Raw genomic sequence first — 22,363 nt, 5'->3', positions numbered from 1 at the left:
GGGCAGGGGGGGCATGGCGTCTGTCACGAGGTGGATGTCAGGCGGGACGTCCATGCTGCGACAGCCTTCTTCTTGTTTCCAGGAAGCAGGCAGGCGGGCAGGGTAACAGCGACCGTGGATCCGTCCCCCACCCTTGCCGCCCCTTTCGTCCCTTCTTCATAATGGATCGCGACTTCCCTGGAGCGTGCGTGCAGGTTTTTCGAACCAGACCCTTCTGGGCAGCGACCGTCATTGCCTTGTGGCTCCCTTCCGCCACCCTGGCCGCGTCGCCGTCCGCCGACAAAAAGGCTGAACGCGAGGCGCTGAAGAACGCGCTCGTGCAGGTCATGCAGCGCACCGCGCTCAAGAGCAGCCGCGTCGGCGTCCACATGCAGAGCCTGGACGACGGCACCGTGGTGTTCAGCCACAACGCGGACGAACTGCTCAACCCCGCCTCCAACGTGAAGCTCGTCACGTCCTCCGCGGCCCTCGTCGCACTGGGGCCGGAGTTCCGCTACGAGACGGAGTTCCTCGTCGAGGCGGAGATGCCCGCCGACGGCAAGGTCAAGACCCTCTACGTTCGCGGCAAGGGTGACCCCACCGTCACCACCGAGCGCCTCTACGGCATGACCTCCGAGCTGCTCCACGCGGGCCTCAAGGAGGTGCAGGACATCGTCGTGGACGACTCCTGGTTCGACGCCGAGCGCACTCCTCCGGGCTACGACCAGGAGGACTCCGACCGCGCGTACATGGCGCCCACCGGCGCGGTGAGCCTCAACTGGAACGCGGTCGCCGTCTACGTGCGCGCCGCTCCCGGCGGCAAGGCCGTGGTGGACATGGAGCCGCCCAGCGACTTCTTCGTCGTGGAGAACACCGTCACCAGCGGCCCCGGCCGCGCGCGGCGCGTGTCCGTGAAGTCCGACGCGTACGGCGACAAGCAGAAGATCGTCGTCAAGGGCCAGGTCCCCGACGAGCGCGGCGCCGTCAGCGTCTGGAAGAAGATCGACAGCCCGCCCCTGTACTTCGGCGGGTCGCTCAAGCAGTTGCTCGTGTCGCGCGGCGTGAAGGTGAAGGGCAAGGTGAAGCTGGGCCTGACGCCGTCCCGCGCCAAGGTCGTGCACGTGGCGCAATCCGACACGTTCGACATCGTCCTCAAGCGCCTCAACAAGCTCTCCAGCAACTTCGTCGCGGAGACGCTCCTGAAGACGATGGGCGCGGAGCTGCGTGGACAGCCGGGCTCGTTCGCCAAGGGCATCGACGTGGTGGAGGAGTTCCTGGACCGCGACGTGGGCATCCCGCGCGGCACCTACGTGATGAAGAACGGCAGCGGTCTCAACGACGCCAACCGCTTCTCCACCGCGCAGGTGGACCGGCTCCTGCGCCACATGTACGAGCGCTTCCCGCTGGCCCCGGAGTACCTGTCCTCGCTTGGCATCGCCGGCAAGGACGGCACGCTCAAGTACCGCTTCGACGGCACGGACGCCGTGGGCCGGCTGCGCGCCAAGACGGGCACCCTGGAGGGCGTCTCCGCGCTCAGCGGCTACGTGCAGTCCGCGGGCGGGGAGAAGTTCTCCTTCTCCATCATGGTCAACGACTACGCGGGCCGCGCCGGCCCTGTCGTCGCGGGCATGGACGCGCTGGGCGCCGCCGTGGCCGCCACCGGCTCCACGCTGGGGCCGGGCAACGCGCTGGCCTCCCTCAATGAGGGCCAGAAGGCGCAGGGCGGCCTGCCGGACATCGCCAACCGCGTGAAGACCTACCTGGAGCTGGGCAAGCAGCGCGATCAACGCAACATCGGCTTCCTGCGCACCGCGTGGCGCAGCGAGCGCGACCCCGCCGTGCGCGCCGTGCTGGCGGAGAGCCTCTACCAGTCCAACCCGCACGACTACCTGGGCACCCGCACGCTGCTGGACAGCTACTCCGCCACGGATGACGTCTACGGCCGCCTGCGCCAGGTGGCCCACGCCCTGTCCGTGGGCGTGCCCGGCGTGAGCAGCATGGTGGAGCTGGCCTCCGGCGGAAACACGGAGGCCCTGGCCCGCGTGCTGGAGCTGTGCCGCGCGGCCGGCACCGCCCGTGACGTCGAGGCGCAGGACGAACTGGCGGATGGCCTGGGCGAGGTGGCCCGCACCGCCCCCGAGGAGCTGGTCGTTGCCCTGCGCACCGCCAGCACCGTGGAGCGCGACGCGACCGTGCCGCTCCTGGCCCAGGGGCTGGTGAAGACCGGGGACACCACCCACCCGTTCTGGAAGTCCCTGCGCAAGCTGGGCTCTGGCGGGACGGATGCCCAGCTCGTGGCCTTCGCCAAGGGGCTGGACTCCACTCTCACCACCAAGACGGCCGAGGCCCGGACCTCCCAGCGCGCCCAGCCCGTCCAGGTGGTCGCGCCCGCTTCCGCCACGCCCAACGTGGTCCCTGCCTCCGGGGTCCTCCGCCCGGGCGGGTAGTCCCTCGCCTCGGCTTCCCTCCGCCCGGACGTCTCCGTCCGGGCGGACTCTCCCCCCAGCCGGCTCCCGGCACCTCCCAACATCGCGGAATCCTTGAGGCCTCCCGTTAGGGGAGCAGGCGGACGTGCGTCCCCGGCACCCCTGGCCGTTTAGTGGCCCGGGGAATGTCAGTGGTGGATGCTATGGGCTGAAGGACCTGTCGGGGCGTGTGGCCTCGCAGGTTTGTTCCTGGCCCTAGAGGGGTCAGGTATCGGGAGGAAACATGGCTGGAGGCGTGAACAAGGTCATTCTCATCGGCAACCTCGGGGCGGACCCCGAAGTGCGCTTCACCCCGGGCGGTCAGGCCGTGGCGAACTTCCGCATCGCGACGAGCGAGAGCTGGAACGACAAGAACGGCCAGAAGCAGGAGCGCACCGAGTGGCACCGCATCGTCGTCTGGGGAAAGCTCGCGGAGCTGTGCGGCGAGTACCTCAAGAAGGGACGGCAGTGCTTCGTCGAAGGCCGTCTGCAGACGCGCGAGTGGATGGATAAGGAAAACAAGAAGAACTACACCACCGAGGTCGTCGCCACCTCCGTCACCTTCCTCGGCGGACGTGACGCCGGTGAGGGCTACAGCGGCGGCAGCGGCGGCAGTGGCGGTGGGCGCCGGCAGCAGCCGCAGGGCAACGGCGGCTACGGGCAGGGGCGTGACGACTTCGGCCAGCCTCCCCCTCCCATGGACGACGGTGGCGGCATGGGCGGCGGCAACCACGGCGGCACGGACGACGACATCCCGTTCTAACGCCCTGGGGCCATTCCCCTGAAAAGCGAACCGGCCGCTCCTGGATGTCAGGGGCGGTCGGTCGTGTTTTCGGGCACCGGGGCTTCAAGGCCCCGGCGCTTCTTCAGGACTGCTTCAGCCGACGTCCAGGCCGGCAGGGCCGTACGCCGCGCCCGCAGTGTAGAGCGCGTAGATGGCGCCCCAGGACATGGCCAGCAGGATGAGGAAGATGAGGATGGAGAAGGGCTCGAAGCGGCGCATGGAGCGGTCGCTCGCGAAGATGCCCCAGCCCATGGCGAAGGTCTGCAGGCCGTTGGCCAGGTGGTACGCGGTGCCCAGCGTGCCCAGCAGGTAAACCATCAGCGTGGGGCCGTGGTAGTGCATCTCCCGGGCGATATCCATGAAGGGCTCCGCGTGGCCCTCCACCAGGCGCGGGTGCAGGAAGGCCAGCCAGATGTGGGCGCCCAGGAACGCGAGCACGCCCAGGCCCGCCACGCGCTGCACGATGTACTTGAGGTTGCCGTAGTTGCTGTACGCGAGGTTGTTGGGCTTCATGGTGAAGATGCGCACCAGGCCCCACGCCGTGTGGATGAGCAGCGGCAGCATGACGATGATGAACGTGAACGCCTGGGCGAACGGGTTCGCGTACTCCGTCACCGACTTTTCCCAGGCCGTCGCGCCGTAGAAGGCGGACAGGTTGTCCCACAGATGGTTGATGACCCAGAAGCTCAGGGGCACCACGGCGAGGAACGACCCCAGCCGCGACTTCAAGAGGGGGTTCCGGTCGGTGAGGGCTTCGGCGGTGGCTTGGGTGCTCATCGAGTCTCCAGCGGGGCGCGCGGATGGGTGGGGTGAAGACCCCCGCGAGCCCAAGTCAGGGCCTGGGTGATACGGCCTTCCGCCGGTTTATAGCCGTTCCGTCACGCGGGCTGGATTTCTTCCGCATCCGCCCGTGCCAGCAGGGGAACACCGACTCATAAGCCCTGGCGATGCCAGCCCCCCGCCCTGACTGCTGGCCGCCGGGCAGGCGGCCCGTCTCCGTCCCTCTTCCGTTGGCGGGCGCGAACGGGTGGGGCACGCTAACCAGCCCTATGCCTGATGAGCTTGTCAGTGGATTGTTGAAGGCGACGGACCTGCGCCTGGTGCTGGCCACCACCGGTGACCTGTCCCGCCAGGCCCGCGCCACGCACCAGAGCATGCCGGCCTCCGCCGCGCTCCTGTCCCAGGGCCTCACCGTCGCCGCCCTCATGGGGTCGCTCCGCAAGGGCACGGACTCCCGGATCAACGTGCAACTGGAGTGCGACGGCCCCCTGCGCGGCCTCTTCGTGGACGGCGACGCGAACGGCGTCGTGCGCGGCTACGTGAAGAACACCCTGGTGGAGTACTCCGGCTCGGAGGGGCGCTATCACTGGCGCCCGGTGCTGGGGAACCAGGGCTTCCTGTCCGTGCTGCGCGACCAGGGCGGCGGCGAGTACTACCGCTCGTCCGTGGAGCTGGAGCACTTCGACCTGGTGGCGGACCTGGAGCGCTACTTCCACCAGTCGGATCAGGTGCCCTCGCACCTGCTGGTGGCGCAGCTGCCCGGCCAGGTGGACGGCCAGGAGGATCCGCTCGCCACGGTGGTGGGTCTGCTCGTGCAGCCCCTGCCCAACGGGGACAAGGACGCCTTCAAGGCGCTGGGCACCCGGCTCAAGGCGCAGTTCCAGACGGCCGTGCAGGCGCACGCGCAGGACGGGGCGGAGACGCTCCTTCGCTCGCTCGTGCCGGAGGCGGACCTGGAGGTCATGTCGCGCTACCCGCTGCGCTTCACCTGTTCGTGCAGCCGGGACCGCGTGAAGCTCGCGCTGCTCGCCATGGGCCGCGAGGAGCTGAAGGACCTGCTGGAGAAAGAAGGCCAGGCAGAGGCCACTTGCCAGTTCTGCACGACGCGCTATGTCATCCCCGGCGCGGAGATCCAGCAGATGCTCACCGAGGGCAGCGCCTGAGCCTGTCCCCGTGGACAAGGCGCCTGTCACGAAGACAGACATCCTTCGTTTTCCGGGGACTTTTCAGCGCCTCACATCCTCAGGGGAGGCACTCGCGGCGGTTGTGGCGGGGTCGCGGTGCTCGGGATATGACAGGGCCGCACCTCACCCGGAGCTTTCGCCGTGGCCATCAAGCGGGCAGCGCCGCCGAAGTCCCAGGACCAGCGCAACCCTTCCCAGAAGTCTGCCGTGCCCTCCGCCGCCCAGAAGGACGGGGCGGAGAAGCTCGTCTCCATTCCCAATGACATGATCCTGGCGCCCCAGGTGGAGGCCCCTCGCCAACCCACCGGCCGCGACCAGTCCCGGCACAAGTCCACGGGCGTGGTGGAGCTGTCGTGGGCGGAGTTCGACCGGAAGGTGCAGCAACTGGCGCGCACCATCCGTCAGGCGTGGGAGCCACAGGCGGTGGTGGGCGTGGCCCACGGCGGCGTGTACGTGGGCGGGGCGCTCGCGGGCGCGCTCGGCTGCCCGTTCTACCCCGTGCGCATCAGCCGCCGCAGCCGCGACAAGGCCGAGCGCACCCAGGAGCGCGGCCAGCCCCAGGTGAGCGAGGAGATGCCCCCGGCAATCAAGGGCTGCCGCGTGCTCATCGTGGACGACATCGCATCCAGCGGAGACACGCTGGAGCTGGCCACGGCGCTCGCGAAGAAGGTGGGCGCGAAGGAGATCCGCACCGCGTGTCTCATCGCGCGGCCGGAGGGCTTCACGCCGGACCACGTGGGGCTGTCCACGGACTCGCTCTTCGTCTTCCCGTGGGACTACCAGCCGGTGATGGGCGACGCGCACTTCGACGACGACCCGGACAAGGCCGGGGCCTGAGTCCAGCTTCAAGGGCGTTGACGCGGCGATGATCATCGGGACGGCGGGGCACATCGACCACGGCAAGACGTCCCTCGTGAAGGCGCTGACGGGCACCGACACCGACCGGCTCCCGGAGGAGAAGCGGCGGGGCATCACCCTGGAGCTGGGCTTCGCCCACCTGCCGCTCCCGGACGGGCAGGTGGCGGGCGTGGTGGACGTGCCCGGCCACGAGCGCTTCGTGAAGGCCATGGCCGCGGGCGCGGGCGGCGTGGACCTGGCCGTGCTGGTGGTGGCGGCGGACGAAGGCGTCATGCCCCAGACGCGCGAGCACCTGGACATCTGCCGCCTGCTCGGCGTGAAGGCGGGCGTCGTCGCGCTCACCAAGGCGGACCTGCTGGAGGGCCTGGGCGACGACTGGCGCGCGCTGGTGGAGGCGGACCTCGCCGCGCTCACCGTCGGCACCTTCCTGGAGACCGCGCCCGTGGTGCCGGTGTCCTCGCGCACGGGGCAGGGCCTGCCGGAGCTGAAGGCGGCGCTCGCGAGCGCGGGCGCTTCACTGCCACGGCGTCCCTCGGAGGGCCCCGTGTTCCTCCCGGTGGACCGGGCCTTCACCATCAAGGGCTTCGGCACGGTGGTGACGGGCACGCTGTTGTCCGGCGCGCTGGCGGTGGATGACGCGGTGTCGCTGCTTCCCTCGGTGGCCGGTGCGCGTCCGGGCCCCTTCCGCGTCCGCGGCGTGCAGGTGCACGGCCAGCCGGTGGCGCGCGTGGAGGCGGGGCAGCGCGCGGCGGTGAACGTGACGGACGTGCAGACGGAGGACGTGCACCGGGGCATGGTGCTCACGCGCGCGGGCGAGCTGCCGGAGACGTCCATGCTGGATGTGGAGCTGACGCTGCTGCCCGCCGCGGAAGTCCCGCTGCCCAAGCGCCGCAAGCTGCTGCTGCACCTGGGCACCGCGCAGGTGGAGGCCACGGTGGCGCTGCTGGACCTGGAGTCGCTTTCGCCGGGGGAGACGGGGCTCGCGCAGCTGCGGCTGGAGTCTCCGGTGGGCGCGCTCGTGGGCCAGCGCTTCATCCTGCGCGGCTCGCGCGCGCTGCCGGGACGGGGCGCCACGGTGGCCGGGGGCCGCGTGCTCTCCATCACGCCGCCGCGCCGGCGCAAGGGTGCGTCGTCGGTGGTGCGGCCGCTCCTGGAGGCGGACGCGGCCGGGCAGGTGGGGTGGCTCCTCAGGCAGGCGGGCTACGCGGGGCTCACGCAGACGGAGCTGTTCGGCCGCTCGGGGCTTTCGCCCAAGGTGCTCACGCGCACGCTGGAGCTGCTGGGCGCGAAGGGGCAGGTGCTGCTGGTGGACCGCGACCGGCGGCTCTACGTGGCGCAGGACGTGTTCGAGGGACTGCGCCAGCGCTCGCTCGCGCTGCTCGCCGCGTTCCATGAACGTGAGCCCATGCGCGAGGGCCTGTCCCGCGAGGAGCTCCGTCAGCGGCTCTCCGCCCAACTGGACGCGCGCTTGTTCCAACGCGTGGTGCAGGCGCTGGTGGACTCCAGCGGCGTGGAGGCGGAGAAGGACCTGGTGCGCCTCAAGGGCCGGGGCCGTACGCTCACGCTGGGCGACGAGGCCGCGCGCACGCGCCTGTCCGCGGAGCTGTCCGCGGCGGGGCTCGCGCCGCCCACCGTCACGGAGCTGTCGCAGAAGTTGGGGCTCCCGCCCGCGAAGCTGCAGGAGTTGTTGAAGGTGCTGGTGGCGTCAGGCACGGGCGTGCGGGTGAGCGAGGAACTGTGCTTCGACACGGGCGCGCTGGAGGACCTGCGCGGACGGCTGGTGACGTACCTGAAGGACCAGAAGGAGATTTCCACGCAGGGCTTCAAGGAACTGGTGGGCCAGAGCCGCAAGTTCACCATCCCCCTGTCGGAGTACTTCGACCGGGAGAAGGTGACGCTGAGGGTGGGGGACAAACGGGTGCTGCGTCGCGGATGAGTGACAAGGCCTACAGCGAGCAGGAACTGCGTGCCCTGGTGGATGCCTTCACCCAGCCCGTGCTGGTGGTGGAGGGCGAGGGGCACGTCTGGGTGGCCAATGCCGCGTACGCGCGGCTGTTGGGACTGCCCGTGGAGCAGGTGGAGGGGCGTTCCTTCCTGGACTTCGTGCAGCCGGAGGAGCGCAGCCGGATGGGAGACCGCTTCCACCGGGTGGCCACGGGTGCGCCGCTGGACGGGCGTCCGCAGCTCTACAAGATATTCAGCGTCCACGGGGCGACGGGCGAGGTCTACGTGCAGGCCAACCCCCTGCGGCTGGACAACGGGCGTTTCGCCCTGCTGCTCAGCTGCATGGTGGTGGCGGAGCGCCCCCGGGAGCTGGTGGTGGCGGAGCGGTTGGTGGACACGTCCGCGGGGCTGGTGTCCGCGCGCTCGGAGGAGGGCGTGCGGCGCGTGGCGCTGGCGGGCCTGGAGGCCGCGGGCTTCCGGGCGCGGCTCCTGCGCTGGGACGGCACGCGGTGGGTGGTGCGCGACGGAGTGTCCATTCCGGCGGATTCGCACCTGGCGCTGGAGGCGCTGTCGGACGGGCGGCCGGTGTTCGGCGGCGCGGACCATGCGCAGCCCACGCACGCGTACCTGCCGGTGGGCGGGCCGCAGTCGGAGGTGCTCTGGGTGGCGGGCCCGTGGGTGGCGCCCCGGCACGGCTCGGTGCTGACGCTGTTCGCGAAGGTGGTGGGCGCGGCGCTCGCGGACGCCCACCTCCAGGCGGACGGCGCGCGCAGCCGCTGGGAGGTGGAGTCGGTGGCGGAGATGGCGCGCTTCGTGGCGCAGCCCGTGCCCCCGCCGCCGGAGACGTTCCTCGCGCGAGTGGCGGAGCTGCTCCAGGCCCGCGCGGTGGCGCTGCACGTCGTCCCCGAACCAGGGGAGGCCCCCCGGCTCTCCGCCCACGTGGGGCTGGAGGAGGGGAGTGACGCGGAGGCCGTGCGCGCCACCGGCGTGCTGCTGGCCGCGTCGCTGCGGGAGGACGGGGGCGTGCTGTCCTCCGAGTCGCAGGGGCGCGCGCTGGAGACCCTGTCCCAGGGCCGCCTGGGCAGCGGGACGGCGGCGCGGCTCACCCGCGGCGGTGAGAGCGTGGGCGTGGTGCAGGCGCTGCGCGCGAAGGAGCGGCCCTTCGACGAGCGAGACGCGCGGCTGTTGTCCACGCTCGCGGAGCTGCTGGTGACGCTCCTGGAGCAGCGCCGCCTCCGCGCCGAGTCCGCGCGCCAGCTCACGGAGACGCGCCTCCTGCTGGACCTGGCGCGCACCACGTCCGGCGTGCTGGAGACGGCGAGCATCCTGGACGTCGCGTCCGACTTCCTGGTGCACCTGCTGGACGTGTCCAACTGCTTCATCCTGCTCTACGACGAGCAGGCCAAGGTGCTGCGCGGAGCGGCTGCGTCGGCGACCCACCGCGATATGTTCCGCACGGTGGTGGTGCCGCTCGACAGCGACGATCTGGCCGCGCGCGTGGCGCAGGAGCGCAAGCCCATCGCCGTGGAGGACCTGACGTCCGCGAGCACCTCCGTGAGCGCGGTGCTCATCGACCGGCTGGGGGAGAAGGCGCTGCTGGGCCTGCCGCTGACCTCGCGCGAGGAGCTCATCGGCGTGGTGCTGGTGGACGACGTGCGGGGCCCGCGCCCCTTCGGCCCGGAGCTGATTGAGCTGGCGGAGGCGACGTGCGGCCAGTTGGCGCTGTCCATCGCCAACGCGCGGCTCTACGAATCGCTGTGGGCCAGCTACGCGGAGCTGGCCGCCACCCGCGCGGAGATGGTGAAGCGCGAGCGCTTCGCCGCGCTGGGCGAGCTGTCCGCCATCGTCGCCCACGAGGTGCGCAATCCCCTGGGCGTCATCTTCAACGCGGTGGCCACGCTCCGGCGCATCATGAACCCCGGGGGGGACACGGCCATGCTGTTGGACATCGTCGCGGAGGAGAGCGACCGCCTCAACCGCATGGTGGCGGACCTGCTGGACTTCACCCGCCCGCGCAACCCGGTGCTCCAGCCGGAGGACCTCTTGCGCGTGCTCCAGGACGCCTTCGAGGCCGCGCGGGCGCAGGCCCCCACGGAGCGTCCGGTGTACATCTCCGTGGAGGTGGATCCCGGCCTCTCCGCGGTGCTCATGGACCGGCGGCAGATCCGCCAGGCCCTGTTCAACGTGGCCGTCAACGCCATCCAGTCCATGCCCCAGGGCGGCGAGGTCCGGGTGCGTGGGCGCCGGGACACGCACGGAGGCCGCGAGCAGCTGCGCATCGACGTGATGGACCAGGGGCCGGGCATCCCGGCGGAGCTGCTCCACCGCGTCTTCGAACCCTTCTTCACCACCAAGGCCCAGGGCACCGGCCTGGGGCTGGCGGTGGTGAAGCGCATCCTGGAGGAGCACCGCGGCGAAATCGCCGTGGAGAGCGCCCCCGGACGCGGAACCACCTTCACCTTCTGGCTGCCGCTCACGCAGCCCCAGTCCTTCTCATGACCGACGCGACCACTCCGGTTCCCCGAGGCTACATCCTCGTGGTGGACGACCAGAAAAACATGCGCGCCACCACCGCGCTGCTCCTGAAACAGGAGGGCTACGAGGTCGCCGAAGCCGCCACTGGCGAGGAGGCGCTCCTCCGGCTCGCGAAGGCGCGCGTGGACCTGCTCCTCACGGACCTGAAGATGGAGCCCATGGACGGGCTCACGCTGCTCAAGCGTGCGCTGGAGGCCTCGCCCCGCCTCCAGGTCATCATGATGACGGCCTTCGGCTCCATCGACAGCGCGGTGGAGGCCATGCGCCTGGGGGCCTACGACTACGTCACCAAGCCCTTCAAGGAAGGCGAGCTGCGCTACCGCGTGGAGCGCGCCCTGGAGCGCGCCCGGCTCCAGGCGGCGGTGGACAACCTGGCCACGGAGTTCAACGAACGCCACGGCCTGTCCGCGCTGGTGGGCCGCAGCCAGGCCATGCGCGAGCTCACCACGCGCCTGATGCGCGTCGCCCAGAGCGACGCCACCGTCCTCATCCAGGGCGAGAGCGGCACGGGCAAGGAGCTGGTGGCCCGCGCGCTCCACGTGCACAGCCGCCGCAGCAAGCAGCCCTTCGTGCCCGTCAACTGCGCGGCCATCAGCGAGACGCTGCTGGAGAGCGAGCTCTTCGGTCACGCCAAAGGCGCCTTCACGGGCGCGGTGAAGACGCGCCGCGGCCTCTTCGAGGAGGCGGACAACGGCACGCTCTTCATCGACGAGGTGACGGAGACGAGCCCCACCTTCCAGTCCAAGCTCCTGCGCACGCTCCAGGACGGCGAGGTGCGCCGCGTGGGTGAATCCACCGCGCTGCGCGTGGACGTGAGAATCGCCGCGGCCACCAACCGCGACATCGAGCTGGAGGTGAAGGAGAAGCGCTTCCGCCAGGACCTCTACTACCGCCTCAACGTGGTGCTCCTGCGCGTGCCCCCGCTGCGCGAGCGCCTGGAGGACGTGCCCGCGCTGGCGGAGCACTTCCTGCAGCGCGCCAACGCACGCAGCCCCCGGCCCCGGCGCCTGTCCGCCACCGCCGTGGAGCACCTGATGACGTACGACTTCCCCGGCAACGTGCGCGAGCTGGAGAACCTGGTGGAGCAGGCCGCCGCGCTCGCGGAAGGGGACGAGCTGCTCCCCGAGGACTTCCCGCTGCGCCCCCAGAGCCGTGTGCTCTCCGCCGCCACGCCTCCGTCTGAGGCCACGGGCCTGCCCCCCACCGACGCAGTGCGGCCCCTCAGCACGGAGGCCACGGGCCCCACGCTGGCGGAGGTGGTGGAGGACGCGGAGCGCCGGGCCATCGTCCTGGCCCTGGAGCGCCACGGCGTGGACCTGGCCCGCGTGGCGGACGAGCTGGGCGTCTCCTCCACCACGCTGTGGCGGAAGATGAAGCGGCTCAACCTGCGGCCTCCCGCCGGTGCCCGCGAATAGCCTGCCAGCGAACTCGCACCTGCCTCCCAGTACGAGTGCAGATCCGAAATCACCTGCGTTCAGGGATGAAAAAACCAACCTCCTGAATTCGTTGATTGTTTTCATCCCTGAAACGCGATTTCAGGGCTGCAATGGGGCGAAACTGTTGCCCGGTCGTCCAAGTGCTTGAGAACTCTAGAGTTTCGTCCCAAACGGGCTCTGGCATGGCACCTGCTAAGCGTTAGGCTCGGGACGCATCGAAGCGAGGTTGAAAGTGGTTCCCCCCCACCCTTTCAGCACTTCCGGTGCGTTACCTTGAGAAGACCCGCGGCCCGACACCCTCACGGGTGCCGGGCCGCCTTCTTTTCCGCTCCCTGCATCATCGCCGCGTTGCAGCCGCCCGCATGACGCGGCGCGGATCCATTTCACTTCTGCAATGCGCGCGGCGTTTGACGCCGTGAGCCACGCCCCGCAACGACAACGCCCGCCAGGGCCAGGGGCCGAGGCGGGCGTCGGGTGCCGCGAGCTGCCGGCGAACGGCTACTGACCGAACAGCGTGCCGGCCTGGGCCAGCCAGTCGGTGACGTGGCCGGGGAGGATGCCCAGCAGCACGACGGCGACGGTGGAGATGACCAGCGCGGCCTCGGTGCCCCAGTTGCGCTCCAGCGGCTGGGCGCCTTCGGGGACGGGGTGCATGAACATGTAGACCACGACGCGCAGGTAGTAATACGCGCCCGCCGCGCTGCTGAGCACCGCGACCACCGTGAGGCCCACCAGGCCCACGTCGATGGCGGCCTGGAAGATGAGCAGCTTGCTCATGAAGCCCACCGTGGGGGGGATGCCGCCCAGGGACAGCATGAAGGCCGCCATGGCGAACGCCCAACCCGGACGGCGCTGCGCGAGGCCCGCGAAGCGCTCCAGGTCCCACGCGGTTCCCTTCTCCTCGTCCTCGCGGCGCTCCAGCGCGGACACCATGGCGAAGGCGCCCGTCGCGCTGAAGGTGTACGCCAGCAGGTAGTACAGGATGCCGCGCAGCGCGTCCGAGCGCGCCACGTCCAGCGGCGTGCCACCGGACAGCGAGGACGCGGACAGCAGGCGGAAGTGCTCGCCCGGCGCCACGACGAACAGCGCCGCCACGCCCAGGAGCAGGTAGCCCGCGTGCGCGATGGAGGAGTACGCCAGCATGCGCTTCACGTTGCGCTGCGGAATCGCCATCAGGTTGCCGGCCACCATCGTGAGCAGCGCCAGCGTGGCGAAGAGCATCAGCGGCAGCTTGGGGTCCATGTCCTTGCCCACCGTGACGAACACGCGGACCAGCGACGCGAACGCCGCCGCCTTCACGCCCGCGCTCATGAGCGCCGTCACCGGGGTGGGAGCGCCCTCGTACACGTCCGGCGTCCACATGTGGAACGGCACGGCCGCCACCTTGAACGCGAAGCCCGCGGCGATGAGCACCGCGCCCACGTAGACGAGCGCCGGGGACGTGGACAGCGCCTGCTGCAGCGGGCCCGCCATGTCGTTGAGCTTCGTCGTGCCCGTGGCTCCGTACAGCAGCGCCGTTCCGTACAGCAGGACGGCGGAGGAGAAGGCGCCCAGGATGAAGTACTTGAAGCCCGCCTCGCTGGGGCGCGTGCCGCGGCGCAGGTACGCCGTCAGCGCGTACGTCGCGATGGAGAGCACCTCGATGTTGACGAAGATGGTGATGAACTCCGACGACATCGCCAGCAGGCTCATGCCCGCGGAGGCGAAGAGCATCAGCGCGTAGAACTCACCGCGCTCCGCTCCGCGCTTGCGCAGGAAGCCCACCGCGCTCAGCGCCGCCAGCCCCAGGCCCACGCTCACCACCAGGGTGAGGAAGCTGGAGAAGGGGTCCAACACGCCGAAGCCGAGGAACACCTCCTGCGGCGGCTCGAACATCAGGCCCACGGCCACGGCGCCGCTGGCCAGCGCCGCCACGACGGTGAGCACCGCCTGGTAGCCGCGGGACGCCGTCGCGGAGAGGAACACCTCCGACAACAGCAGGACGCAGGCTGCCACCACCATGATGATGGCGGGCAGCATGGGGAGGAAATCCGCCAGGGTGAGATTTGGCAGGTTCATGGAGTCTTTCGGGGCCTACTCGCGAACGGCGAGCGGCGCGGCGGGAACGGAGGGGCGGGCCGCGGCGGCGGTGGAGGGCAGGGACATCACCTCCACGCGCAGCTGGTCGTCCTTCGCCTGGGTGGCGCCCGGAGCGCCCACGCTGGCGCGAGCCACGTAGCGGTCCGTGGACGGAGCGATGCGGTCCAGGAAGGGCTGCGGCATCAGGCCCATCACCGCCACCAGCACGATGAAGGGGGCCGTGGTGAGCATCTCGCGCAGGTTCATGTCGCGCAGGTGCTGGTTCTCCCGGTGCGTGATGCTGCCGAAGAACACCTTCTGCACCATCCACAGCATGTACGCCGCGCCCAGGATGACGCCCAGCGTGGCGAACGCGCCGAAGCCCAGTGGCAGGGTGCTCTTGAACGTGCCCATCAGCACCAGGAACTCGCCGATGAAGCCGTTGGTGCCCGGCACCGCCACCGACGAGAAGGTGATGATGACGAACGCCGCGGTGAACACCGGCATCACCTTGGCGATGCCGCCGTAGTCCGACATCAGGCGCGTGTGGCGGCGCTCGTAGAGGAAGCCGAACAGGAGGAACAGCGCGCCCGTGGAGATGCCGTGGTTGAGCATCTGGTACGCGCTGCCCGTGGCGCCCTCACCGGTGACGGCGAGCAGGCCCAGCATGCAGTAGCCCAGGTGGCTGACGGACGAGTATGCGATGAGCTTCTTGATGTCCCGCTGCGCCAGGCACATCAGCGCGCCGTACACGATGCCGATGACAGCCAGCACCGCGAGGAACGGACGGGCCGCGTGCGCCGCCACGGGGAAGAGCGGGATCGCGAAGCGCCAGAAGCCGTAGGTGCCCATCTTCAGCATCACGCCGGCCAGGATCATGGAGCCCGCCACCGGCGCCTGCACGTGCGCGTCCGGCAACCAGGTGTGCACCGGCCACATGGGGACCTTGATGGCGAACGCCAGCGCGAACGCGGCGAACATCCACGGCCCGTAGGTTTGCAGCGTGGCGGCCAGCGGCGAGAGGCCCACGCACGAGCCCTCCGGGCCGTTGGTGCACGCGGCGAGCTGCTGATTGGCGGCGAGCAGGTTGTTGTAGAGCGTGCCGTAGTCGAACGAGCGCACACCCGGGCCGCCGCTCACGAAGTACACCGCCACGATGGCCACCAGCATCAGCAGCGAGCCGACCAGCGTGTAGAGGAAGAACTTCACCGCCGCCATGCGCCGGTCCTCGGCGCCCCACACGCCCACCAGCAGGTACATGGGGATGAGCATGGCTTCGAAGAAGATGTAGAAGAGCAGGACGTCCATCGACGCCAGCGCGCCCAGCATCGTCGTCTGGAGCACCAGCAGCGCCAGGTGGAACTCCTTGATGCGGTGGCTGATGTACGTGGTGGAGGCGAGCACCACCAGCGGCCCCAGGAACACCGTCAGCAGCAGCAGGCTCGCCGCGAGTCCGTCCAGGCCCAGGTGGTAGCTCATCCCGAACTGCTGGAACCACGGGACGCGGAACTCCATCTGGAACTCCGCGCCGGAAGGCTCGAAGCGGAGGTACGCCCAGACGCCGAACACCAGGTCCAGCAGCATGCCCACGAAGGTGATGGCGCGGACCTGTCCGTGCTCGGACGCGGGCAGCATCAGCACCAGCGCCGCGAACACGAGCGGCAGGTAGATGACGACGTTCAACAGGTGGGTGTCGAAGAAGCTCATGAAAGCACCTGCACGAGGGCGTAGACCGCGCCGCCCAGGATGGCGAGCGCCATGATGGCGGCGTAGGCCTGCGCGTCACCCGTCTGGAGCCGGCGCAGCCCGAGGCCCACCTTCTCCGTGACGTACGCGGTGCCGCGCACCAGCACCGTGTCGATGACGAGCGCGTCCACCACGCGGAAGAGGATGAAGGCCACGAACTTCACCGGCCGGATGAGGATGAACTCGTAGAGCTCATCCACGTAGAACTTGTTGAGCGCCGTGCGGCGCACCGCGCGGGCGAACGCCGGCACGGGCTGGCCCACTCGCGAGGGGAAGAACTTCAGGTAGGCGAACGCCGCGGCCGCGCCGCCCGCGAGCGCCCACATCCACGCGAAGGCGTAGTCCCCGAGGGTCGGCGTGCTGGTGTCCAGCTGCACCGTCTTGGCCACGCGGGCCACCGTCTCCGCCGGGCGCAGCACGGGGGACAGGAAGTTCTCGAACACCGGCTGCATCCCGCCGCCCACGCGGGGCATCAGGGGCAGGGCGTAGGCGAAGGTCACGAAGGCGAGGAACGCCAGGATGACCAGCGGCAGCGTCATGTGCCACGCGCTCTCGTGCGCGTGCGCCAGCTTCGCTTCCGGGGACCGCTTGCCCGTGAAGGTGAGCAGGTAGACGCGCGACATGTAGAACGCCGTGGACGCGGTGATGAGCAGGCCCATCACGTAGACGAAGGTGGAGACCCACTCCAGGCCGTGCAGGTGGTTGTGGTGCACGCCGTGGAAGATGGCGTCCTTGGAGAAGAAGCCGGACATGATGGGGAAGATGCCGGTGATGGCCAGCGTGGAGATGAGGAACGTGGCGTGCGTCCACTTCATCTCCTTCCACAGGCCGCCCAGCTTCTTGATGTCCGTCTCGTCCCCGTTGCCGTGCATCACGCTGCCGGCGCCCAGGAAGAGGCAGGCCTTGAAGAACGCGTGCGTCATCAGGTGCATCGCGGCGGCCCAGAAGACGCCCATGCCCACGCCCATGAACATGATGCCCAGCTGGGACACCGTGGAGTAGGCGAGCACCTTCTTGATGTCGTCCTGCGCGAAGGCGATGAGCGCCGCCAGCAGCGACGTGAGCGCGCCCACGATGGCGATGGTCGCCATGGCGGTGGGAGAGAGCACCAGGAGCGAGCTCATGCGGCAGAACAGGTACACGCCCGCGGTCACCATCGTGGCGGCGTGGATGAGCGCGGAGACCGGCGTCGGGCCGGCCATCGCGTCCGGCAGCCAGACGTAGAGCGGCAGCTGCGCGCTCTTGCCCGCGGCGCCCAGCAGGAACAGCAGCATGATGGACGTCATCACGCCACCGAAGGTGTAGCCCGCCAGCGGCCCGGACTCGATGGGCGTGGCCAGGGACACCGCGCCGCCCGTGCCTTCCGGCAGGGCCAGGGCCAGCTTCTCCAGGCCCTTGAAGGTGACGGGGCCCTTCTGGGAGATGCCCTGCTCGTAGCGAGCGCGCGACGTGGACGCCGCGTTGTAGTCCCGCGCGTCCGCCTGGCGGTTGAAGGCGCCCACCGTGAGGATGAGCAGGAACGTGGCGATGAGGAACGCGAAGTCACCGATGCGGTTGGTGACGAACGCCTTGCGGCCTGCCCACGCCTTCGCGCTGTCCGTGTACCAGAAGCCGATGAGCAGGTAGCTGGCCATGCCGACGCCCTCCCAGCCCACGAAGAGCAGGACCAGGTTGTCGGCCATCACCAGCGTGAGCATCGCGGCGACGAAGAGGTTCAGGTACGCGAAGAAGCGCCAGTACCCATCGTCGTGCTCCATGTAGCTGGTGGAGTACAGGTGGATGAGGAAGCCGACGCCCGTGATGATGAGCAGCAGGATGCCCGACAGGTGGTCCACCAGCAGGCCGAAGTTCACCCGGAAGTCACCGGCGGCGAACCACGTCCCGTAGTCGTGCGCGATGGCGTAGCGGATGGTGTCCCGTTCGATGCCGAACGGGTTGGCCATGCTCACCACGCGCCCGCCGGCCGCGTCGCTGGTGGCCCAGAAGGCCAGCAGGCTCAGCACGAAGGCGCCGGCGATGGCGGAGCACGCCACCAGGTGCACGTTGGCCCGGCCCAGCCACTTGCCGAACACGCCGCACACGAACGCGCCCAGCAGCGGCAGCAGGATGATCAACCCCAGCGAGGGCGAAAACACCTCCGGGGGGATGGGTGCGGTTCTGAAGAACTCGACGAGGGATCCGTCCATGGGTGTGCTCAGGGGTGACGGGGCGTTAGTGCTTCATCGTCCGGATGTCGTCGACGTTCACGGACCCGCGACTGCGGAAGACCGCGATGACGATGGCCAGACCGATGGCCGCTTCCGCGGCCGCCACGGCGATGACGAAGAAGGCGGACACGTGCCCGGTGCCTTCGCCGTGCATGCGCGCGAAGGCCAGGAACGTCAGGTTGACCGCGTTGAGCATCAGCTCCACGCACATGAAGACGACCAGCGCGTTGGTGCGCACCAGCACGCCAAACATGCCCATGCAGAAGAGGGCCGCGGCCAGCAGGAGGTAGTAGGTGATGGGGACCATTGGGTTGTCCGGAAGGTCGCGAGGATCAGATGCGGGACTTGGCCACCACCACCGCGCCCACCATGGCCACCAGCAGGAGCAGGCTGACCGCTTCGAAGGGCAACAGCCAGGTGGTGAAGATGGTCTCGCCGATGGCCGCCATGGTGCCGAACGCCGCCTGGCCCCGCGCGTCCAGCTGCGCGGGCTGCGCGTTCAGCCGGCCCAGCGTCACGGCCAGCACGGCCAGCAGGCCCACCGCGGAGGCGCCACCCAGGAACCGCGTCGCCGTGGGCTTTCCGCGGTGCGGGGCGTCACCCAGGTTGAGCAGCATGATGACGAACAGGAAGAGCACCATGATGGCGCCCGCGTACACGAGCACCTGCACGGCGGCGACCGTGTGCGCCCAGAGCAGCACGTAGATGCCGGCCAGGAAGAAGAACGTCGACACCAGGGCCATGGCGGAGTTGATGGGGCTCCGCGCGGTGATGACCAGCCCCGCCGACAGCAGCGTCATGACGGCGAAGACGCCGAAGAGGACCAATTCGATGTTCAAGACCAGTCTCCGAAGGAACCCCAGGGGTGGTCACCGTACGGGCAGCGGTGCTCCCGTACGTGAGCCTCGAACTCGTCCCGGAACCGCATGAGGAAGGAGTGCGTGGGCAGCGCCGCCGCGTCACCCAGCGCGCAGATGGTGTTGCCCAGGCCGATGGGAGGGTAGGGCGCGATGGAGGAGGCGACGTTCGACAGCATGTCGATGTCGCTCAGCTCCGCGCGGCCTTCCTCGATCTTGCGCAGCAGGCGCGTCTGCCAGGGCGTGCCCTCGCGGCACGGGGTGCACTGGCCGCAGGACTCTTCCGCGTAGAAGCGGGCCACGCGCCAGAGGCTGCGCACCATGCAGGTGGCGTCGTCCATCACGATGACGCCGCCGGAGCCGGCCATCGTCTGCTTCATCTTCAGCGCCTCGAACTCCAGCGCCACGTCCAGCTCGTCCGCGCCCAGCACCGGCGCCGAGGAACCGCCCGGGATGACCGCCTTGACCTTGCGGCCCTTGGGCATGCCCTGGCCGTACTGGTCGTCGTGGATCAGCTCCAGGATGGTGGTGTGCATCCCCACCTCGTAGACGCCGGGGCGGTTCACGGAGCCGGACAGGCACACCAGGTGCGTGCCGCCAGACTTGTCCGTGCCCAGCTTCGCGTACCACTCCGCGCCCTTGGCGAGGATGGGGGGCACGCTGGCGAGCGTCTCCACGTTGTTCACCACCGTGGGGCTGCCGAACAGGCCCACCACCGCGGGGAAGGGGGGCTTCAGGCGGGGCCAGCCCTTCTTGCCTTCCAGGGACTCCAGCAGCGCCGTCTCCTCGCCGCAGATGTACGCGCCCGCGCCCCGGACCACGTAGCAGTCGAGCGCGAAGTCCTTGCCCATCATCGTCTTGCCGAAGATGCCGGCCTTGTAGGCCTCATCGATGGCGGCCTGGGTGCGCTCCGCCTGGAACTTGAACTCGCCGCGCAGGTACACGTAGCAGGTGTGCACGCCCAGCGCGTACGACGCGATGGCGATGCCCTCCAGCATCATGTGCGGGTCGTTCTCCAGGATGTAGCGGTCCTTGAAGGTGCCCGGCTCGGACTCGTCCCCGTTGACGGCCAGGTACTTGGGCTTGGGGCTGTCCTTGGGGACGAAGCTCCACTTCATGCCCGTGGGGAAGCCCGCGCCGCCGCGACCGCGGAGGTTGGACTTCTTCACCTCGTCGATGATGGCGGCGGGCTCCATGGAGAGCGCGCGCTTGAGCCCGTCATAGCCACCGCGCGAGCGGTAGCTGTCCAGGGTCCAGGACTGGGGCTTGCCCCAGGCCGCCGAGATGACGGGTTCGACCGCCTTTGCCGTAGAGGCCATGGATGAACGTCCTAGGAAAGCGAGGGGGAGGAGGGGCGACTCACGACAGCCGGGCCAGGATGGCGTCCAGCTTCGCCTGGGTCAGGCGCTCGTGGTGATCCTCGTTGATCTGCAGGCAGGGCGCCGTGCCGCAGGACGCCAGGCACTCCGTCTCGCGCAGGGTGAACTTGTCGTTCGTCTCCCCGGCGGTGAGGCCCAGCTTCTGCTCCAGGTACGCGAGCATCTTCTCCGCGCCCCAGAGGGAGCAGGAGAGGTTCGTGCAGACGTCGATGACGTACTTGCCCGGCTTCTTGAGGTGGTACATCACGTAGAAGCTGGCGACCTCGTAGGCGCGCTCCGGCGTGACCTCCAGGTTCTTCGCCACCAGCCGCAGACCATCAGGAGGCAACCACCCCTTGAGGTCCTGCAGCAGGCGCAGCGCGGGAAGCATGCCGGCGCTTTTGCGATCAGAGGGGTAGTGCGAGAGGATTTCCGCGATCCCCGCGTCGAACTTCTTCTGCTCTTCAGGAGTGAACAGGGGCTCCGCCATGGCGGGCCGTACGTATTGCCGCAATGGCTTCGTTGTCAACATAAACCCTCGGCGGTAGACTGGGCCGCCCTCAGCAAATTACCGAGCGATTTCAACCCCTTGTTATGAGCCTGGACCCTGCGGACCAGCGGCAGCACCCTCGCATCCCCACCATCCTCCGGGTGGACTACGCCCATGGGCGCCCGGTCCGGGACGTGACGGAAAACCTCTCCACCGGAGGGTTCTTCGTCCAGACCGAGCAGCTCTTCGCGGTGGGGGACGAGCTGCGGCTTGCTCTTTCTTTCCCGGGACTGCTGGATCCGGTAGAAGTCGCCGGGACGGTGGCGTGGGTGCGCCTGGCCGCGCCCGATCAGCCGGGCGGCGTGGGCATCCGTGTGGAGAGCGAGCAGGACCGGCGGCGACTGGGTGACATCTTGAGTGCGGCGGGACCCAACGACAACGCGGTGACCCCCTCTGAGCAGGACGGGTTCCGTGTGCTCATCGTCGAGGACAACCCGCACATCATCGAGATGTACAGCTACGTGCTGAAGAAGCTCGCGAGCAACGACCTGCACGGGAAGGTGCCGCTGGAGGTCCACTTCGCCCCGGACGGCCACCACGCCCTGCTGCGGCTGCGCGAGGACCGCTTCAGCCTGGTGATGCTGGACCTCTACATGCCGGTGATGGACGGCTTCGCCCTGGTGGAGCGCATCCGGGAGGAAGAGGAGCTCAAGGGCATCCCGGTCATCGCGATCTCCGCGGGTGGCAAGGAGGCCCAGGACCGGGCGATGCAGCTGGGGGTGGATATCTACCTGCGCAAGCCCGTGCGGTTCGTGGAAGTGCTGGAGACGGTGAAGCAGCTCCTGCGCATCCGGTAGGGCCCGGGTGATTCCCCAGGCGCTTCTTCGTCGCACCAGACGTTGAAGCGCCGGGCGGGTGCCGCGTAGAGTCCGCGCACCCATGACGAAGCCCGCCATCCATCGTGACACCGTCAGTGGAGAGGCGCTGCTCATCCTGCAGAATCTGCGGGAGAACGGCCGCCTGGGACGCTCGAACAAGCTGGCCGACGTGAAGGCCGCCCTCGAACCGTCCGTTTCGCTGGAGTTCGACAACTACTTCTTCTTCCTGCGCAAGTTCCACTACATCGCCATGGACCGCGAGGCCCAGCTGAAGCTCACCGAAACGGGTGAGCGGGTGGTGGAGGGGGACCTGCAGGACCGGTTCGCGTCGGAGGTCGACGACTTCTTCGCGGATCAGCTCCTGCCGGCGGAGGACGCCACGCACATCGGCCGTCCGCTGGACGAGGACGAACCGATGAACGTCCCGCCGCCGCCGCCGGAGCTGCTCCTGGACGAGGCGGAGGTGGATCCGTCCTCCTCGGCCGGGGCCTCCTCCCAGTCCCAGGTGGGGCCGCCGCCGGTGCCGCCGTCGCGCACGCACCGCGTGGCGATGCCGGCGTTGGACCTGGCGCAGGCCTCCACCCAGATGCAGCCCGCGCAGCCGCCGCCCATCGCGACGCCGCAGCCCCAGCCGGCGTTCCGCCAGGACGGCCCGGCGGAAGGACGCCGGGAGACCTTCATCGGGTCGCCGCCGGCGCCCGCGTCCCAGCCCGTTGTCGTGACCGCGCCGGTTCCCAGCGCGTCCCAACCGCTCATCATCACCCCTCCGCTCGCCGCCGCGCCCGCTCCGATGCCCCCTCCCGC

At 69.5% G+C, this 22,363-nt stretch carries 16 protein-coding genes and 1 pseudogene; 9 read left to right on the top strand and 8 right to left on the bottom strand.

What is annotated here, in order from left to right; translation table 11 throughout:
* Positions 1–161 precede the first annotated feature (161 nt).
* Positions 162–2,426: a D-alanyl-D-alanine carboxypeptidase/D-alanyl-D-alanine-endopeptidase gene (dacB, locus tag D7V77_RS26735; RefSeq protein WP_120579134.1), complete on the top strand. Its 2,265-nt coding sequence runs from the start codon at positions 162–164 to the stop codon at positions 2,424–2,426.
* A 262-nt stretch (positions 2,427–2,688) separates the two neighbouring features.
* Positions 2,689–3,207 (top strand): single-stranded DNA-binding protein, encoded by a 519-nt coding sequence (locus D7V77_RS26730; protein WP_120579133.1) that lies wholly within the window; start codon positions 2,689–2,691, stop codon positions 3,205–3,207.
* Between the two features lie 114 nt (positions 3,208–3,321).
* On the opposite strand, the gene D7V77_RS26725 is transcribed toward D7V77_RS26730, so the two are convergent.
* Positions 3,322–4,005 (bottom strand): succinate dehydrogenase, encoded by a 684-nt coding sequence (locus tag D7V77_RS26725; protein ID WP_120579132.1) that lies wholly within the window; start codon positions 4,003–4,005, stop codon positions 3,322–3,324.
* Between the two features lie 272 nt (positions 4,006–4,277).
* Here D7V77_RS26725 and D7V77_RS26720 point away from each other — a divergent pair, with 272 nt between their 5' ends.
* The 5 genes from D7V77_RS26720 to D7V77_RS26700 all read left to right on the top strand — a co-directional run bounded on the left by D7V77_RS26720 (position 4,278) and on the right by D7V77_RS26700 (position 11,944).
* Entirely contained in the window at positions 4,278–5,171 is an 894-nt protein-coding gene (locus tag D7V77_RS26720; RefSeq protein ID WP_120579131.1) for an Hsp33 family molecular chaperone HslO, read from the top strand.
* Positions 5,172–5,333: 162 nt separating this feature from the next.
* Positions 5,334–6,029: a phosphoribosyltransferase gene (locus D7V77_RS26715; protein WP_120579130.1), complete on the top strand. Its 696-nt coding sequence runs from the start codon at positions 5,334–5,336 to the stop codon at positions 6,027–6,029.
* A gap of 28 nt (positions 6,030–6,057) precedes the next feature.
* Positions 6,058–7,986, top strand: coding sequence for a selenocysteine-specific translation elongation factor (selB, locus tag D7V77_RS26710; RefSeq protein ID WP_120579129.1), 1,929 nt, complete (start codon positions 6,058–6,060; stop codon positions 7,984–7,986).
* Entirely contained in the window at positions 7,983–10,493 is a 2,511-nt protein-coding gene (locus D7V77_RS26705; protein ID WP_120579128.1) for an ATP-binding protein, read from the top strand. The genes selB and D7V77_RS26705 overlap by 4 nt, the downstream gene beginning before the upstream one ends.
* Positions 10,490–11,944 carry a sigma-54 dependent transcriptional regulator gene (locus D7V77_RS26700; RefSeq protein WP_120579127.1) on the top strand — a complete coding sequence of 485 codons (1,455 nt, stop codon included), beginning with the start codon at positions 10,490–10,492 and terminating at the stop codon, positions 11,942–11,944. The genes D7V77_RS26705 and D7V77_RS26700 overlap by 4 nt, the downstream gene beginning before the upstream one ends.
* A gap of 519 nt (positions 11,945–12,463) precedes the next feature.
* Here D7V77_RS26700 and D7V77_RS26695 read toward each other — a convergent pair.
* Genes D7V77_RS26695 through nuoE form a run of 7 tightly spaced genes read right to left on the bottom strand, consistent with a single transcriptional unit; the run spans position 12,464 to position 20,681 of the window.
* Positions 12,464–14,023, bottom strand: a complete 1,560-nt coding sequence (locus tag D7V77_RS26695; RefSeq protein ID WP_120579126.1) for an NADH-quinone oxidoreductase subunit N — start codon at positions 14,021–14,023, stop codon at positions 12,464–12,466.
* Positions 14,024–14,038: 15 nt separating this feature from the next.
* On the bottom strand, positions 14,039–15,730 hold the full coding sequence (locus D7V77_RS26690; RefSeq protein ID WP_120579125.1) for a NuoM family protein: 1,692 nt from the start codon (positions 15,728–15,730) through the stop codon (positions 14,039–14,041).
* The gene (gene nuoL, locus D7V77_RS26685) at positions 15,727–17,955 is read right to left on the bottom strand and encodes an NADH-quinone oxidoreductase subunit L (protein ID WP_120579124.1); all 2,229 of its coding nucleotides are present in this window, start codon (positions 17,953–17,955) and stop codon (positions 15,727–15,729) included. The genes D7V77_RS26690 and nuoL overlap by 4 nt, the downstream gene beginning before the upstream one ends.
* Positions 17,956–17,980: 25 nt before the next feature.
* Positions 17,981–18,283: an NADH-quinone oxidoreductase subunit NuoK gene (nuoK, locus tag D7V77_RS26680; protein ID WP_120527355.1), complete on the bottom strand. Its 303-nt coding sequence runs from the start codon at positions 18,281–18,283 to the stop codon at positions 17,981–17,983.
* Positions 18,284–18,308: 25 nt separating this feature from the next.
* Positions 18,309–18,815 (bottom strand): NADH-quinone oxidoreductase subunit J, encoded by a 507-nt coding sequence (locus tag D7V77_RS26675; protein ID WP_120579123.1) that lies wholly within the window; start codon positions 18,813–18,815, stop codon positions 18,309–18,311.
* Positions 18,812–20,152 (bottom strand): NADH-quinone oxidoreductase subunit NuoF, encoded by a 1,341-nt coding sequence (gene nuoF, locus D7V77_RS26670; protein ID WP_120579122.1) that lies wholly within the window; start codon positions 20,150–20,152, stop codon positions 18,812–18,814. The genes D7V77_RS26675 and nuoF overlap by 4 nt, the downstream gene beginning before the upstream one ends.
* A 40-nt stretch (positions 20,153–20,192) precedes the next feature.
* Positions 20,193–20,681, bottom strand: coding sequence for an NAD(P)H-dependent oxidoreductase subunit E (gene nuoE / locus D7V77_RS26665; RefSeq protein WP_120579121.1), 489 nt, complete (start codon positions 20,679–20,681; stop codon positions 20,193–20,195).
* Between the two features lie 104 nt (positions 20,682–20,785).
* Here nuoE and D7V77_RS26660 point away from each other — a divergent pair, with 104 nt between their 5' ends.
* Positions 20,786–21,538 carry a TIGR02266 family protein gene (locus tag D7V77_RS26660; protein ID WP_120579120.1) on the top strand — a complete coding sequence of 251 codons (753 nt, stop codon included), beginning with the start codon at positions 20,786–20,788 and terminating at the stop codon, positions 21,536–21,538.
* An 82-nt stretch (positions 21,539–21,620) separates the two neighbouring features.
* Positions 21,621–22,363, top strand: a pseudogene (locus tag D7V77_RS44930) (serine/threonine protein kinase); the annotation flags it as partial.

The organism is Corallococcus sp. CA041A (genome assembly GCF_003612075.1).
In the GTDB taxonomy this organism is placed as follows: Bacteria; Myxococcota; Myxococcia; order Myxococcales; family Myxococcaceae; genus Corallococcus; species Corallococcus exiguus.
This window is presented reverse-complemented; position numbering and strand designations above follow the sequence as displayed.